Below are 14161 nucleotides of genomic sequence, written 5' to 3'. Positions count from 1 at the left end.
ATCATGGATCAAAACTGTTTCCATTTGAAACTTGCCAATAAGGTATTAATAAATTAACTTTAAAAAAGATAAAATACAGAGAAAATGGGAAAAGGTGATAAAAAATCGAAAAGAGGAAAAATTATTAACGGCACATATGGCACAAGACGCAAACGAAAAATTAAGAAAAGACCCAATGTGGAAGAAAAAATAAGTCCTGACAAAAAAAAATAATGACAAAATCTTATGGCAGGTTAATCCTCCATAAAGCTCAGGATAACGTCGCCCTCCTCTGAAAGATTTAACACGTAGGTGTAAAATCCATTTTCCAGTGGTGTTTCACCTACGAAATCTATAGGCTGCAAAACGTAAGTCTCCCCAGCTACCATTATATTAATGTAGGCATAGGAATAAGCAGTCTCATATTCCAGATAACCGGAATATTCTTCCGGTGCTATATTTTCATGAATCATATCGTCACTTCCTACCTGTACGGTATCAAAAGTAACACTGCTTTCATTTTTAATCCTGATGTTCACTCCTTCCAGGTCATCATCCCTATCCGTACAACCAATAAACACAGTAACAATCAAAAACAATAAAGCGAGTCGTTTCATATCAATCCCAATTAAGCAGTAGTACTTATTTGAAAATAACGCTTTTTTTTCAGAAATATTCTATCGGATAAACACGGGTTGATTTTCCTTCAGGGTATGTTCCTTACTGTACAGATATCCATCTCTGTCAAACCTCATAACATCGTCCAAGGTTTTGGCATCGGTATCCAAAATATAACGCACCATGGAACCCCTAGCTTTTTTGGCGAAAAAACTTATTATCTTTAAATTATCATTCTTCCAATCCTTGAATATTGGGGTAATTACAGGTACCTTTAGGTGCTTTTCGTCCACTGCATTAAAATATTCATTGCTTGCCAGGTTAAGAAAAAGCTCCTTGTCCTGCAATTCTGAATTTAGATAATCGGTAATTTGCTTTTTCCAAAATTCGTACAGATTCTTTTTACGTCCTATCTTTAATTGGGTTCCCATTTCCAACCTGTAGGGCTGCATAAGGTCCAAGGGTTTCAAAACGCCGTACAATCCCGATAATATCCTTAGCTTCCCCTGAAGGTTTTCCAAGGTGTTGGGTGCCAAGGTATAGGCATCGAGGCCTTGGTAAACATCCCCGTTAAAAGCATAAATCGCAGGCCTCGCATTTTCTTCTGTAAAGGGAACAGTGAACTGCTGGTTCCTTTCCCAGTTCAGTTCAGCGAGATTGGCCGAAATGCCCATTAATTTTGACAGGGCCTTTGGATTCTTTTTTGCCAAAACCTTGTTCAACTGTTCCGCCTCTTTGATAAAATAAGGCTGGGAAAATTCCTTGGTGGGTAATGGGCTTTCAAAATCCAAAGATTTTGCAGGTGATATCACTATTTTCATACTCGTTGGAATATTGTTAAGAATTAGGTCAAAAATAATGGCTGTACCTTAAATTACCTAGCCCTTTAAAATCTTGTTATCAATATTGGTATAAACGAAACCTATTCAGCTTGACTGTGCTTGGCGTAGTGCTTCCATTTTTCAATGCAGTTGGCCATATCCTCCGGTATTTCGGAATCGAACCTCATAAAATTCCCGGAAGTGGGATGCACAAACCCCAAGGTCTTCGCATGCAGTGCCTGCCTGGGTAGAATTTTAAAGGCATTATCCACAAATTGCTTGTATTTAGTAAAGGTGGTTCCCTTTAAAACTTTTTCCCCTCCATACCGCTCATCGTTGAACAAGGTATGGCCAATGTGTTTAAGATGCACCCGAATCTGATGTGTTCTTCCTGTTTCCAAGGTACAGGAAAGCAAGGTTACATATCCATAGCGCTCCAGTACCCTGTAGTGGGTAACCGCCTCCTTGCCCTGCTCCCCTTCCGGAAACACATGCATCTGCAATCTGTTTTTAGGATTCCTGCCTATATGGCCCTCAATGGTACCTGTTTCCTCCTCCACATTTCCCCATACCAATGCTATGTACTCGCGTTCGCTGGTTTTATCGAAAAACTGTTTGGCCAAATGGGTCATTGCAGCTTCTGTTTTTGCCACGACCAACAGGCCAGAGGTATCCTTATCTATACGGTGCACAAGTCCGGGACGTTCATCACTGTTCTTTGGCAAATTTTCAAAATGATAGATCAAGGCATTGATCAAGGTTCCCGAATAATTTCCATGGCCAGGATGCACAACCATCCCTGCTGGTTTATTTACCACCAAAAGCACATCGTCTTCATATACAATGTCCAAAGGTATGTTCTCCGGTATAAGTAAATTTTCGTGGGGAGGATGCGCAAACATGACCCGGATATGGTCACCTGCCTTTACCTTGTAATTTTGTTTTACCGTTGCACCGTTTACCCATACATTTCCATCCCTTGCGGCCTGTTGAATTTTATTTCGGGTGGCGTTTTCAATAAAATTCATTAAAAACTTATCGATCCTTAATGGATCCTGCCCTTTGGAAGCCTTAAAACTATGATGCTCAAAAAGTTCCTCTTCATTTATTTCAAACTCGTCCTGTGCTTCCATAATTATTCGGACCCCGCCTTTACTTCTGCTCTTGAGGTAATATTACCGTTGCCACATATCAACTCTATCTTTGATGTTTTTGGCAGTTTGTCCCCTGGGACAATATATTTTCCTTTATACTTAATGTTGTAGACCATATCCTTTCCCAATTCATCCACATAGGTAACCCTTTCCACATCCAAGCCCACCGCTTTGAGCATAGAGCTGGCATTTCTTTGTGTTACCTGAATAATATTGGGTATAGTAACCTTTTTATACCCGGATGGGTTAACAGTAATATAAATTTTCCTGTTCTCCTTAACCTTGCTCCCGGCACGGGGCGTCTGATCTATGATTGAAAATCTGGGATAAGTTGGATTGTAGTTGGCCGAATCCAATACCTCATATCTCAATTTTGATCGATCGATAAGGGATCTCATCTCAGTTACCGATAATTTGGATAGATCCGGAACTTCAACAAACTTACCGTGATTGGTAGTGGCCTTTAGATATTGCATTGCCCCAACTACCAACAAAATGGAAACCAACAAGGCCAATACCAACTGAATCAAAAATGATTTACTTGTTAAAAAATTAAAAAAATTTCGCATAGTATAATTTCTTGTGTCGCAAAGATAGAAAACCGAACGCTTTTTCTTTACTTTGAATGCATGATATTTATTTATTGATTTTGACCCGTGGAATGCCCAATGGAATTTTCACTTAAAAATTGGGGAATACCATAAAACCTCTTGTAGGACAATGACTTAAATAATTATCCAAAGAACCAATTATTAAAAATTAGATATATCCAATGAAAAAAAATATTGCAATTATAATGGGCGGTTACTCTAGCGAGTATAAGATCTCCTTGACTAGCGGAGGGGTGGTATACGATTATTTGGACAAGGAAAAATTCAACGCCTATAGAATACATATTTTCAAGGACAAATGGGTCTATGTAGACCCAGACCAAAAGGAGTACCCTGTTAACAGGCATGATTTCACCATTGAATTGGTCTCTGAGATCATAAAATTCGACTGCGTATTTAATGCGATTCACGGCTCACCTGGTGAAGACGGCCTTATGCAGGCCTATTTTGAACTTTTGGGAATTCCGCAAACATCCTGCGATTACTACCAGGCCTCTTTGACCTTTAACAAACGAGACCTACTGAGTGTTCTGAAACCATATGGTATTAAATCGGCCCCTTCATACTATATCAACTTGGGAGACCCTATTGACGAAGATGGAATTATAGCAAAAGTAGGATTGCCCTGTTTTGTAAAAGCCAACAAAGCTGGCAGCAGTTTTGGTATTTCCAAGGTCTATACAAAGGAAGAATTGCCGAAGGCCATAGAAAATGCCTTTAAAGAGGACAATGAAATACTTATAGAATCCTTTTTAAACGGAACCGAAGTATCGGTCGGGGTCATAAAATACGAAGGGAAGACAAAAGTATTACCGATCACCGAAATTGTATCGGAGAACGATTTTTTTGATTATGAAGCCAAATACGAAGGTAAATCCCAAGAAATAACACCAGCAAGAATTACAAAGGCACAAGAGAAAAAGGTGGGCCAAATAGCGCAGAAAGCCTATGAAGTGCTGAAAATGAAAGGATTTTCAAGAAGTGAATTCATATTTGTAGATGACGAACCGTTTATGCTGGAAATGAACACCACACCTGGCCTTACCACAGAAAGTATATTGCCACAGCAGGCAAAAATAGCAGGCATTTCGCTTTCTGAACTCTTTGAAAGTGCCATTTGGGAGGCTTTGGGAGAAAATAAGTAATTTTAGACCCATACCCAATTACAACAGAATGGGTATTTTAGCCAACATTATATTTCCGGCCACATTTTTGGACCCCCGGGGATTGACAACTTTAATTTTGCAATAATGAAAACAAGACGCGCTATATTTCCAGGTTCTTTTGATCCATTGACCTTAGGGCATTATGACATTATTAAAAGGGGAATAACCCTTTTTGATGAACTAATTATAGCCATAGGGGTAAATACAGATAAAAAATACATGTTCAGTCTCGAGGAGCGCAAAAGATTTATTTCCGATTCATTTAAGAATGAACCGCAAATAACCGTCCTTACCTATCAGGGATTAACCGTTGATTTTTGCAAAAAAGTTAACGCAGCCTTTATTTTGAGGGGTTTAAGAAACCCTGGGGACTTCGAATTTGAAAAGGCCATAGCCCATACCAATCGCAAGCTTTCCGAAATAGAAACGGTATTCCTGCTTACCTCTTCGGGCAAATCATACATTAGTTCCTCCATTGTTAGGGATGTTATTAGAAACGGTGGCGATTACTCCGGCCTGGTTCCCGATTCCGTCAGAACAAAATAAAACATATTCCCTGTCTTGAACCTTCAAAAAATCCAACGCAAATATGGCCTTGGACACCAATTGCTGCCAAAGGTCCACTACATTTTCCCAGTTGAATAATACCAAACAAATGGGAAAATGACCTAAAATTTCCTTATATTACAGTTACACAACTAATTTTGTCCAATTCACAACAATCTATTCGTTGTATTAAATAATCGGACTACTATTGTAGGAAAATGCGACAGATGATTATGAATACCCCCATCATATCAAACCAATTCCTGATAAAACAGTTGCCAAAACCAACTGTTTTTATTAATAAGGAATTTAAGGTGGTGCTCGCGTCGGACAAGTGGGCTGAAGATTTTGGTTTCCAAGGTCAGGATTATATTGGAAAATCCATTTATGACCTATTGGATAAAACAAGTACTAAATGGTCCAACAACTTGTTGGCCTGTTTTGATGGTAAATTCCCGGAGTCGGAATTACAGGCCTATCTGGATAAAGACTCTAAAGAGAAGTGGTTCGAATGGACAAATATTCCATGGTACGATGAACAGGAAAACATAGTAGGGGCAATCCTCCAAACCGAAGATGTATCGGAAAAGGTTAAAAAAGAATTAAAAATCGAGAAACTGGAATTCCTGCAAAAGGAAACAGGACAGCATGGAAAAATAGGGAATTGGGAATATCAAAAATCGAAAGATAAGTTTACTTGCTGTGAAATGATCAGGCGTATTTTTGAGGTCGATGACGATTTCGAGATCAACATAGACAACTCTGTAAATTTCTACAAGACCGGTTATAGCAGGAACACCATTTCCATGGCCATTTTTTCCGCCAACCAGAAAAAAACTCCTTGGAACGAAAAATTGCAGATCATTACCGCCAAAGGAAATGAAAAGTGGGTGAATGTTTCCGGAAAGCCATTATATAAGAATGGCGAATACGTGGGGCTCATAGGAATTGTACAGGACATTACGGATTTTGTAGAGAAAGAACAAAAGACCAAAGACAACGAACATTTATTAAAGACCCTGATAAACAACCTACCCTTACAGATTTATATTAAGGATACCCAATCCAGGAAGTTGCTCGCAAATAAATCCGAACTTCAATTTCTTGGTATTGAAAACGAGAGGGATATTATCGGCAAGGATGATTTTGACCTATACGACAGGGACACGGCCCAGAAATTCAGGGATGAGGACATTGAAGTCATGATCTCTCAAATTCCTATGCTGAACAAGGAATTAACGCGCACCAACACCAATGGTTCGGTTATTACATTTCTATCTTCCAAAATCCCTCTAATAGGGGAGAATGGGGAGGTTACAGGACTTGTAGGAATTAGCATGGACATTTCCGAACAAAAGCAAAAGCAAAAAGAACTTAAAAATCTTATATCAGTAACCTCGTCCCAGAATAAAAAACTGATTAATTTTGCACATATTGTTTCGCACAATTTAAGGTCCCATTCTGCCAATTTTGCCATGCTCTTGGATTTCTTGGGCAACGAAAAGGATGAAAATGAAAGACTAAAAATAATGGGAATGCTTATGGATTCCTCTAAAAACCTTATGGAAACACTTCATAATTTAAATGATATCGTGGCCATCAATACCGAGTCCAACATTATTAAGAAAGAGGTCAACTTCAACAAAAAGTTAAACTCCGTACTTAAACAAATCAATCCCCAGCTTAACAAGGCCAAGGCCACAGTAATTAGTGAGGTATCCGATGATCTTAACATAAACGTAGTACCTGCCTACTTAAAAAACATATTGACAAATATTATTACCAATGCCCTAAAGTATAAAAAACCGAATGTTGACCCAATAATAAAGATAAGCGTAAACTATGTTCAAAATTATACGGTCATAAGTATCGAAGACAACGGCGTAGGGCTGGATTTAAAAAAATACGGAACCAAGTTATTCGGAATGTACAAAACCTTTCATGGCAATTCGGACGCAAAAGGTCTAGGGCTGTATATTACAAAAAATCAAATTGAGGCCATGCATGGTAAAATAAGTGCTACAAGCCAAGTAGGTATAGGAAGCACTTTTAATTTATATTTTAATGACAAAAATTAATTCAATTTTTATTGTCGATGATGACACTATAACGATTTACGAAATTAAAAAAATATTAACTTCTGTTGCCTCCTGTAAGGACATTTTTGAATTTAAAAATGGTCAAATAGCAATGGACCGTATAAAGAAAATGATAATTGAAAAATCGGAACTGCCCGATTTAATTTTTCTGGACATCAACATGCCAATAATGGATGGATGGGAATTCTTGGAAGAATTCATAAAATTGCCCATTCACAAAAAAGTCAATATAAACATTGTAACCTCCTCCATTGACCAATTTGACATGGACAAGGCCGAGAATTTCAGATCCCTGACACATCACACCGTTATTTACAATAGCAAACCTATCAGAAAGGCCGACATAGAAAAAATTACCGCAGCCATTGCCGTGTAATACCCAAGTTTTAGCTAACTTTGATTTCTAGAAGATGATTTTGAACCTCTATTTAAAAAGTTCAAAACCTATTTATATCTCATTTTCCAATTGGACTTCAAGGTCTTTTTTTTGAGTTTTAAACAAATTATAACCTAGCATGAAACTTCTGGTAAGACTTTTTTTACTGCTTTGTCTTATTTCTTGCGAGACCGAAAAAGAAAGAAAAATTGAAAACATTAAAACTGTTTTTGAGCGCAGTAACGGGGAAGAAACGGCAACCTATCTCCAAATCATAGATTTCTACATTCAACTTGCCAAGGAATTTCCAGAAATAAATATACAGATCATTGGCAATACCGATAGCGGTAACCCCCTACATGTTGTAACCTACAACCCGGACGCCGATTTTAATTTTCAAAAAATTGGCAGGGATAAGAGTATTTTATTAATAAATAATGGCATACATCCAGGAGAAAGCGATGGCATTGATGCCACCATGCTATTATTTAGGGATTTGGTACTAAAAAATATAGAAGCCCCCAAAAACACGGTTGTGGTTACCATACCCGTTTACAATGTTGGCGGAGCCTTGAACAGAAATTCAACATCCAGGGTAAATCAAAATGGTCCTAAATCCCATGGTTTTAGAGGCAACGCGAAAAATTATGACCTTAATCGCGACTTTATAAAAGTAGATACAAAGAACGCCCACACTTTTTCCAAAATTTTCCACTTGATAAAACCGGATATCTTTATAGACAACCATGTTAGCAATGGAGCGGATTATCAATACACCCTTACCCACCTGTTTACCCAGCACAACAAATTGGGAGGTGAATTGGGCCAATACCTTCACGAAGAGATGGTTCCCGCACTTGAAAATTCGCTCAAGGAGGCGGACTGGGATATTACGCCCTATGTGAATGTTTTTAATCAAGTACCCGAAAAAGGCTTTTCCCAATTTATGGATTACCCCAGATACTCCACAGGATATACCACTCTTTGGAACACCCTGGGCCTAATGGTGGAAACACATATGCTTAAGCCATACAAACAAAGGGTAGAAGGCGTATACGCCTTAATGACCAAGATTTTGGATATTTCAGAGAAAGATTACAAGAAGATTAAAAATTTAAGGGAGAATGCTTTTGAAGTTTACCTAGAGAAACAAAACTACCCCCTACAATGGGCCATCGATACAACCAAAAGTACTATCCTGGAATTCAAAGGATATGAAGCCGATGAATTTAACAGTGAAATAACAGGGCTTCCCAGGCTTAAATATGATAGAAACAGACCGTTTACCAAAGAAGTGGAGTACCAAAATTTTTTTAAACCAACACACGAGGTGGAAATTCCCAAAGCATATGTCATAAAGAAGGGTTGGGACAGAATAATAGATTTATTATCCGTAAACCAGATAAGCTTTAAAACCTTAAAACAAGACACTTCCATAGCGGTGGAGACATATAAAATAGACAGCTACAGTACTGCCGAAAATTCGTATGAGGGACACTACCCACATTATAATACCAAAGTAAAGCGCAGTAACCAAAAAGTTGATTTTACGGCGGGGGATATCTTGGTACCAACCAATCAAAAGGGCTTGCGCTATTTATTGGAAACCTTGGAACCGGAGGCTACGGACTCTTTCTTTAACTGGAATTATTTTGATGCTATTTTACAACAAAAGGAAGGTTTCTCTCCTTATGTTTTTGAAGATATCGCTTTGGAAATCCTTCAGGACAGTCTGGAAATGAAGACCCAGTTCAATCTTAAAAAAGAAATCGACAGTACTTTTGCAAGCGATTGGTATGCCCAGCTGGATTGGATTTACAAACGGTCCAAATACTATGAACCGGAACATTTGCAATATCCCGTTTATAGAATCCTAAAGGAATAATCCCTCAATCTTCAAACAGAATTCTAATATTGGCATAGGAATTTTCCAATGCTTTTTTGATTTTTTCCGGACCTTTCCATTTTACTTTTTCTATTCCTTCAGAGGTTTCGCCCACTAAAACTCCCTTATAATTGGTTTTCATGGCAAACCAATGCACTTCCTTTAATTTATAGGTCCCATTCCTCTTAAAGAGATGGTAGGTAGTCCTTAAAAAATTTTCGATCTTCAGCCCCTTTACCCCTGTTTCCTCTTCCACTTCGCGCAGTGCACATTCCTCAATGCTCTCCCCTTTGTCCAATTTTCCTTTTGGAAGGTCCCATTTATCATTGCGGTAAATAAAAAGTACCTTCCCTTCCTTGTTGGTAACCACTCCACCAGCAGCGACAACTAGTGGTATTTTTTTCGAAAATTTCTTTAATATCTCTTCACTATTCGGGTGATAAATAAAAGCTTCACTAAGTTTTTTGCTTGCCAAAGCGTCTATGGCCTCATTAATGGCAGACCCGTTCAACAAAAAATATTTATTATTTGCCGTATCCGATAATTTATTTGTCAAAATCAGAGGTGACTCATTAACAAAAACTTTATACATTTGCGTCATGGTTTTAGACAAAGACACTGCCAAAAGAACTGCAGAGCTTCTGCTGCAAATTAATGCAATTAAGTTGAAACCTGAAAATCCATTTACATGGGCTTCAGGGTGGAAATCTCCAATTTATTGCGATAATAGGATAATACTCTCATACCCAAGCATTAGAAATTATGTTCGGGAACAAATGGGAAAGCAAGTGGAAAGCCTTTACGGGAAACCGGATGTAATAGCCGGAGTGGCCACAGGGGCCATTGGTATAGGTATGCTGGTTGCCGAGTATTTGGGACTTCCCTTTATTTATGTACGGCCCGAAGCCAAGTCCCACGGGCGGCAGAACCAGATAGAGGGCCGTTTGGAGGCCAATCAGAGCGTAGTCGTCATTGAAGACTTGATCAGTACCGGTAAAAGCAGTTTAAATGCTGTGGATGCTTTAAAAAACAATGGTGCAAACGTAAAGGGAATGCTGGCCATCTTTACTTATGGCTTTGATGTAGCCAATGAAAATTTTAAGAAATACGGTTTGGATCTACATACTTTGAGCAATTACGATTTTTTAATTCAGCAAGCTTCTGATACCAATTATATAAAAGAGAATCAATTAAAAACCTTACTAGAGTGGAAAAGTAGTCCCTCTACCTGGCAATCTTAAATTATGTATTTAGAAACACCTAAGAAAAAAGTTAACAAAAGCAGTAAGGAAGTTTTTGATTTTCTGAACGATGTGAAGAATTTTAAAATCTTAATGCCCGAAAACATTAGTAAGTTCGAACTTATTAATGAGGATAGATTTTTGTTTGCACTTAAAGGAATGCCCGAAATTGTATTGCAAAAAAAACAGCAAACTCCACATTCGCAATTAATTCTGGGAGCGGCAAGTGATAAATTACCCTTTACCCTCACTGCCGATATTGTAGCAATAAATGAGAATGAAAGCGAGGTAACCTTAAGCTTTGAAGGGGAGTTTAACGCCATGATGGCCATGATGATAAAATCGCCGATCAATAATTTTATAGGTACACTGTCCGAGAATCTTTCCAAAATATAGGTTTAGGCTATTTTTCGGATATAATGTTCAATACAGTAGCTTCACCTCTTTTAGGTTGAATTCCTGTAATATGTCGTCTTCCATTAAAATCTTTAGTTTTCCGGCGCTGGAAACGCCTTTTATAAAGCCCATGAACATTTCGTCGTCACGGTTTTTAAAGGTAGACGGCTTATCCTTTCTAAAAAGGGCAGACTCGTAACGTCCAAAAAGATTTCCCCTATCCGCCTTCCCCTTGTTCCCTATCAACTTTTTTAAATTTTCAACAACACTGTATAGCAATTCATCCAGATCCACCGATCTACCTAAAATTAGCTTTAAGGAGGACACATTGGGAAGCTTATTGAAACCCAATTGATTTACATTTAAGCCAATTCCAACAACGGAGGCCTGAATATGTTGTCCGGATAAAATATTTTCAATGAGAATTCCACAAATTTTGGAATGTCCTGACATAATGTCGTTAGGCCATTTAATCTTTAAATCAGGTACTTGAAGTTGGGTTAAAGTGTCATAGATTGCCAGAGAAACATAAATATTCAAAAGAAACTGATCCGAGACCTGACATTCCAAAGATTTCACTAAAATACTAAAAGTCAAGTTCTTACCAGGCTCGGAGAACCAACTTGTCCCCATTTGACCCCGTCCCTTCAATTGGGTATGGGCCATTACCACTGTAAAATCGTCCAGCTTATTATGGAACATCAATTCCTTTAAATAGGCATTTGTTGAGTCCGTGGCACTAAGTTTGATTAATTGCATTTACAATCTTATGATTAATATATAATGTATTGTTAAAAACAATAGTTAAAAAAACAAAAAAATAATAACTTTGTAAAAATTTAAAATTTTTGAATGCAGAAAAGGAAAAGTAGCGCAGATGAGTTAATTGCCTTAATTTTAAGTGGAATAGAAGAGGTTAAAGGACATGACATAAATTTACTTGATCTTAGAGACATTGAGAATACTGTTTGTGACTACTTTATTATTTGTAATGGTACTTCCAACACACATGTAAACGCCATTGTAGGCTCCATCCAAAAAACCGTAAGTAAGGCAATTCAAGACAAACCTTGGCATGTTGAAGGTTCCGATAACGCGGAATGGGTTTTAATGGACTACGTAAACGTAGTAGTACATGTATTTCAAAAACAAGTTAGAGAATATTATGATATAGAAGGACTTTGGGGAGACGCCAAAGTAACTTCAGTTGAAAGTAGCTTCAATCAGTAAAAAAAAATAATGGCAAAAGAAAATAATACAGGTCCCAAAAAACCCAAATTCAATACTTGGTGGATATATGGCGTAATAGCAATATTATTAATTGGTTTTCAATTTTTCGGTAGCGGAAACTTCGCGAATACCAAAAAAGCCAGTACCTCCGAGCTTCAAGAGTATTTAAGAAATGGGGATATCCGAAAAATATTGGTCATAACCAATACCAGACAGGCAAAAATATTCCTTACCGAAGAGGCCTTAAAAAAGGAGGTCCACAAGGATGTATCGGACCAGCCCTTTTCCTTGACGGCCACTGCTACGCCACAGTACGTAGTAAACTATGGGGATCAGCAGAACTTTGAAAACGAGATCAATGACATTAAAAAGGAAAACAATTTAGACACGGAACTTACGTACGACCAAGAATCGAATGTACTCACCGAACTCCTGTTGACCTTATTGCCATTTGTACTCATCATAGGTATATGGATCTATTTAATGCGCCGTATGTCTGGTGGGGCCGGTGGTGGGGCCGGTGGTCAGATTTTCAATATTGGAAAGTCCAAAGCCAAATTATTCGACGAAAAAACCGATACAAGAACCTCGTTCAAGGATGTTGCCGGTTTGGAAGGCGCCAAGGAAGAAGTGGAGGAGATTGTGGAATTCTTGAGAAATCCGGACAAGTACACCTCATTGGGTGGAAAAATTCCTAAAGGAGCCTTATTGGTAGGACCTCCGGGAACTGGCAAAACCTTATTGGCCAAGGCTGTTGCCGGCGAAGCGAAAGTTCCATTCTTTTCACTTTCCGGTTCGGATTTTGTGGAGATGTTCGTAGGGGTAGGAGCTTCCAGGGTAAGGGATTTATTTAAACAGGCCAAAGACAAATCACCTGCCATTATTTTTATTGATGAGATCGATGCCATTGGTAGGGCCAGGGGCAAAAATAATTTTACGGGATCCAATGACGAGAGGGAAAATACCTTGAACCAGTTATTGACCGAAATGGATGGTTTTGGTACCAATACCAACGTTATTGTCTTGGCAGCGACCAACCGTGCCGATGTTTTGGACAAAGCATTAATGAGAGCGGGGCGATTTGACAGACAGATATACGTGGATCTTCCGGACATCAGAGAGAGAAAAGAAATTTTCGAAGTCCACCTAAGACCTATAAAAACGGCCGAAACATTGGATTTGGATTTCCTGGCCAAACAAACTCCTGGTTTTTCGGGTGCCGATATTGCCAATGTCTGTAATGAGGCGGCATTGATTGCTGCCCGTAAGGAGAAAAAAGCTGTTACCAAGCAAGACTTCTTGGATGCGGTAGACAGAATTGTTGGAGGTCTTGAGAAAAAGAATAAAATAATTACTCCTGGGGAAAAGGAAACCATTGCATATCACGAAGCCGGACATGCCACCGTAAGTTGGATGTTGGAACACGCCGCACCCTTGGTGAAAGTAACTATAGTACCCAGAGGGCAATCGTTGGGTGCCGCATGGTATTTACCGGAAGAACGCCTCATTGTTCGCCCGGAACAAATGAAGGATGAAATGTGTGCTACCCTTGGCGGTAGGGCTGCCGAAAAAGTTATCTTCAACAAGATATCCACTGGTGCACTAAGCGATTTGGAAAAGGTAACCAAACAGGCCAGGGCCATGGTAACCATTTATGGCCTGAACGAAGAGATTGGCAATATTACCTATTACGACTCATCCGGTCAAAATGAATATGGTTTTTCCAAACCCTATAGCGAACAGACCGCATTGACCATAGACAAGGAGATTTCCAAGCTCATTGAGGAGCAGTATAGAAGAGCCGTTGAATTATTGTCCAACAACAAAGATAAACTTACAGAATTAGCTGAACGTTTATTGGAAAAAGAAGTTATATTTAAGGACGATTTGGAAAAGATTTTCGGCAAGCGTCCTTTTGACAAAGACAAAAGACTTGAAGCTGAGGAAGCAGCGGAAAAAGAGGAAAAAGCCAAGAAAGATCTTCCAAAATCAGAAACAGAAAAATAAAACAATAAATAATTCGTTGTTCCTAAACAACT

At 38.6% G+C, this 14161-nt stretch carries 16 protein-coding genes; 10 read left to right on the top strand and 6 right to left on the bottom strand.

Annotated features, from left to right (window positions below; all coding sequences use genetic code 11):
* Positions 1-84 precede the first annotated feature (84 nt).
* Positions 85-213, top strand: coding sequence for a 30S ribosomal protein THX (locus tag C7972_RS13235; protein ID WP_110356655.1), 129 nt, complete (start codon positions 85-87; stop codon positions 211-213).
* A 20-nt stretch (positions 214-233) separates the two neighbouring features.
* On the opposite strand, the gene C7972_RS13230 is transcribed toward C7972_RS13235, so the two are convergent.
* From C7972_RS13230 to C7972_RS13215, 4 genes are all read right to left on the bottom strand, one after another.
* The gene (locus C7972_RS13230) at positions 234-596 is read right to left on the bottom strand and encodes a hypothetical protein (RefSeq protein ID WP_110356654.1); all 363 of its coding nucleotides are present in this window, start codon (positions 594-596) and stop codon (positions 234-236) included.
* A 60-nt stretch (positions 597-656) separates the two neighbouring features.
* Positions 657-1418: a peroxide stress protein YaaA gene (gene yaaA / locus C7972_RS13225; protein ID WP_110356653.1), complete on the bottom strand. Its 762-nt coding sequence runs from the start codon at positions 1416-1418 to the stop codon at positions 657-659.
* 101 nt (positions 1419-1519) lie between these two features.
* Positions 1520-2551, bottom strand: a complete 1032-nt coding sequence (locus C7972_RS13220) for an RluA family pseudouridine synthase (RefSeq protein WP_110356652.1) — start codon at positions 2549-2551, stop codon at positions 1520-1522.
* Between the two features lie 2 nt (positions 2552-2553).
* Positions 2554-3141, bottom strand: a complete 588-nt coding sequence (locus C7972_RS13215; RefSeq protein WP_110356651.1) for a PASTA domain-containing protein — start codon at positions 3139-3141, stop codon at positions 2554-2556.
* A 203-nt stretch (positions 3142-3344) separates the two neighbouring features.
* On the opposite strand from C7972_RS13215, the gene C7972_RS13210 reads away from it, so the two are divergent.
* The 5 genes from C7972_RS13210 (at position 3345) to C7972_RS13190 (ending at position 9255) form a co-directional block, all read left to right on the top strand.
* Positions 3345-4328 (top strand): D-alanine--D-alanine ligase, encoded by a 984-nt coding sequence (locus C7972_RS13210; protein WP_110356650.1) that lies wholly within the window; start codon positions 3345-3347, stop codon positions 4326-4328.
* Positions 4329-4433: 105 nt separating this feature from the next.
* A complete protein-coding gene (coaD, locus tag C7972_RS13205; RefSeq protein ID WP_110356649.1) occupies positions 4434-4895 on the top strand; it encodes a pantetheine-phosphate adenylyltransferase in 462 nt (153 codons plus the stop codon).
* A 218-nt stretch (positions 4896-5113) separates the two neighbouring features.
* Positions 5114-6973: a PAS domain S-box protein gene (locus C7972_RS13200; RefSeq protein WP_258364860.1), complete on the top strand. Its 1860-nt coding sequence runs from the start codon at positions 5114-5116 to the stop codon at positions 6971-6973.
* Entirely contained in the window at positions 6960-7370 is a 411-nt protein-coding gene (locus tag C7972_RS13195) for a response regulator (RefSeq protein ID WP_110356647.1), read from the top strand. Before C7972_RS13200 ends, C7972_RS13195 begins: the two co-directional genes overlap by 14 nt.
* Positions 7371-7509: 139 nt before the next feature.
* The gene (locus C7972_RS13190; RefSeq protein WP_110356646.1) at positions 7510-9255 is read left to right on the top strand and encodes a M14 family metallopeptidase; all 1746 of its coding nucleotides are present in this window, start codon (positions 7510-7512) and stop codon (positions 9253-9255) included.
* A gap of 4 nt (positions 9256-9259) precedes the next feature.
* Here C7972_RS13190 and C7972_RS13185 read toward each other — a convergent pair whose 3' ends face one another.
* Positions 9260-9847: an NUDIX hydrolase gene (locus C7972_RS13185; protein ID WP_110356702.1), complete on the bottom strand. Its 588-nt coding sequence runs from the start codon at positions 9845-9847 to the stop codon at positions 9260-9262.
* Positions 9848-9854: 7 nt separating this feature from the next.
* Between C7972_RS13185 and pyrE the strand changes: the two genes are divergently transcribed.
* Positions 9855-10496, top strand: coding sequence for an orotate phosphoribosyltransferase (gene pyrE, locus C7972_RS13180; protein WP_110356645.1), 642 nt, complete (start codon positions 9855-9857; stop codon positions 10494-10496).
* A 3-nt stretch (positions 10497-10499) separates the two neighbouring features.
* Positions 10500-10892, top strand: coding sequence for an SRPBCC family protein (locus tag C7972_RS13175; protein ID WP_110356644.1), 393 nt, complete (start codon positions 10500-10502; stop codon positions 10890-10892).
* Between the two features lie 27 nt (positions 10893-10919).
* On the opposite strand, the gene C7972_RS13170 is transcribed toward C7972_RS13175, so the two are convergent.
* Positions 10920-11651 (bottom strand): biotin--[acetyl-CoA-carboxylase] ligase, encoded by a 732-nt coding sequence (locus tag C7972_RS13170; RefSeq protein WP_110356643.1) that lies wholly within the window; start codon positions 11649-11651, stop codon positions 10920-10922.
* Between the two features lie 93 nt (positions 11652-11744).
* On the opposite strand from C7972_RS13170, the gene rsfS reads away from it, so the two are divergent.
* Both rsfS and ftsH read left to right on the top strand, forming a co-directional pair.
* On the top strand, positions 11745-12122 hold the full coding sequence (gene rsfS / locus C7972_RS13165) for a ribosome silencing factor (protein WP_072863361.1): 378 nt from the start codon (positions 11745-11747) through the stop codon (positions 12120-12122).
* Between the two features lie 9 nt (positions 12123-12131).
* Positions 12132-14129, top strand: a complete 1998-nt coding sequence (ftsH, locus tag C7972_RS13160; protein ID WP_110356642.1) for an ATP-dependent zinc metalloprotease FtsH — start codon at positions 12132-12134, stop codon at positions 14127-14129.
* The last annotated feature ends 32 nt before the right edge of the window (positions 14130-14161 follow it).

The organism is Arenibacter sp. ARW7G5Y1 (assembly GCF_003201775.1).
Classification (GTDB): Bacteria; Bacteroidota; Bacteroidia; order Flavobacteriales; family Flavobacteriaceae; genus Arenibacter.
Note: the sequence above shows the minus strand (reverse complement) of the source record. Positions and strands in the feature narration are given on the sequence as shown.

Bases quoted from the DNA above. Each gene is read 5' to 3' on its own strand.
- C7972_RS13230 (WP_110356654.1), bottom strand. From the start codon at position 596: ATGAAACGACTCGCTTTATTGTTTTTGATTGTTACTGTGTTTATTGGT.
- C7972_RS13210 (WP_110356650.1), top strand. From the start codon at position 3,345: ATGAAAAAAAATATTGCAATTATAATGGGCGGTTACTCTAGCGAGTAT.
- C7972_RS13215 (WP_110356651.1), bottom strand. From the start codon at position 3,141: ATGCGAAATTTTTTTAATTTTTTAACAAGTAAATCATTTTTGATTCAG.
- C7972_RS13185 (WP_110356702.1), bottom strand. From the start codon at position 9,847: ATGTATAAAGTTTTTGTTAATGAGTCACCTCTGATTTTGACAAATAAA.
- rsfS (WP_072863361.1), top strand. From the start codon at position 11,745: ATGCAGAAAAGGAAAAGTAGCGCAGATGAGTTAATTGCCTTAATTTTA.
- pyrE (WP_110356645.1), top strand. From the start codon at position 9,855: ATGGTTTTAGACAAAGACACTGCCAAAAGAACTGCAGAGCTTCTGCTG.
- C7972_RS13175 (WP_110356644.1), top strand. From the start codon at position 10,500: ATGTATTTAGAAACACCTAAGAAAAAAGTTAACAAAAGCAGTAAGGAA.
- yaaA (WP_110356653.1), bottom strand. From the start codon at position 1,418: ATGAAAATAGTGATATCACCTGCAAAATCTTTGGATTTTGAAAGCCCA.
- C7972_RS13170 (WP_110356643.1), bottom strand. From the start codon at position 11,651: ATGCAATTAATCAAACTTAGTGCCACGGACTCAACAAATGCCTATTTA.
- C7972_RS13190 (WP_110356646.1), top strand. From the start codon at position 7,510: ATGAAACTTCTGGTAAGACTTTTTTTACTGCTTTGTCTTATTTCTTGC.
- C7972_RS13235 (WP_110356655.1), top strand. From the start codon at position 85: ATGGGAAAAGGTGATAAAAAATCGAAAAGAGGAAAAATTATTAACGGC.
- coaD (WP_110356649.1), top strand. From the start codon at position 4,434: ATGAAAACAAGACGCGCTATATTTCCAGGTTCTTTTGATCCATTGACC.
- ftsH (WP_110356642.1), top strand. From the start codon at position 12,132: ATGGCAAAAGAAAATAATACAGGTCCCAAAAAACCCAAATTCAATACT.
- C7972_RS13195 (WP_110356647.1), top strand. From the start codon at position 6,960: ATGACAAAAATTAATTCAATTTTTATTGTCGATGATGACACTATAACG.
- C7972_RS13200 (WP_258364860.1), top strand. From the start codon at position 5,114: ATGCGACAGATGATTATGAATACCCCCATCATATCAAACCAATTCCTG.
- C7972_RS13220 (WP_110356652.1), bottom strand. From the start codon at position 2,551: ATGGAAGCACAGGACGAGTTTGAAATAAATGAAGAGGAACTTTTTGAG.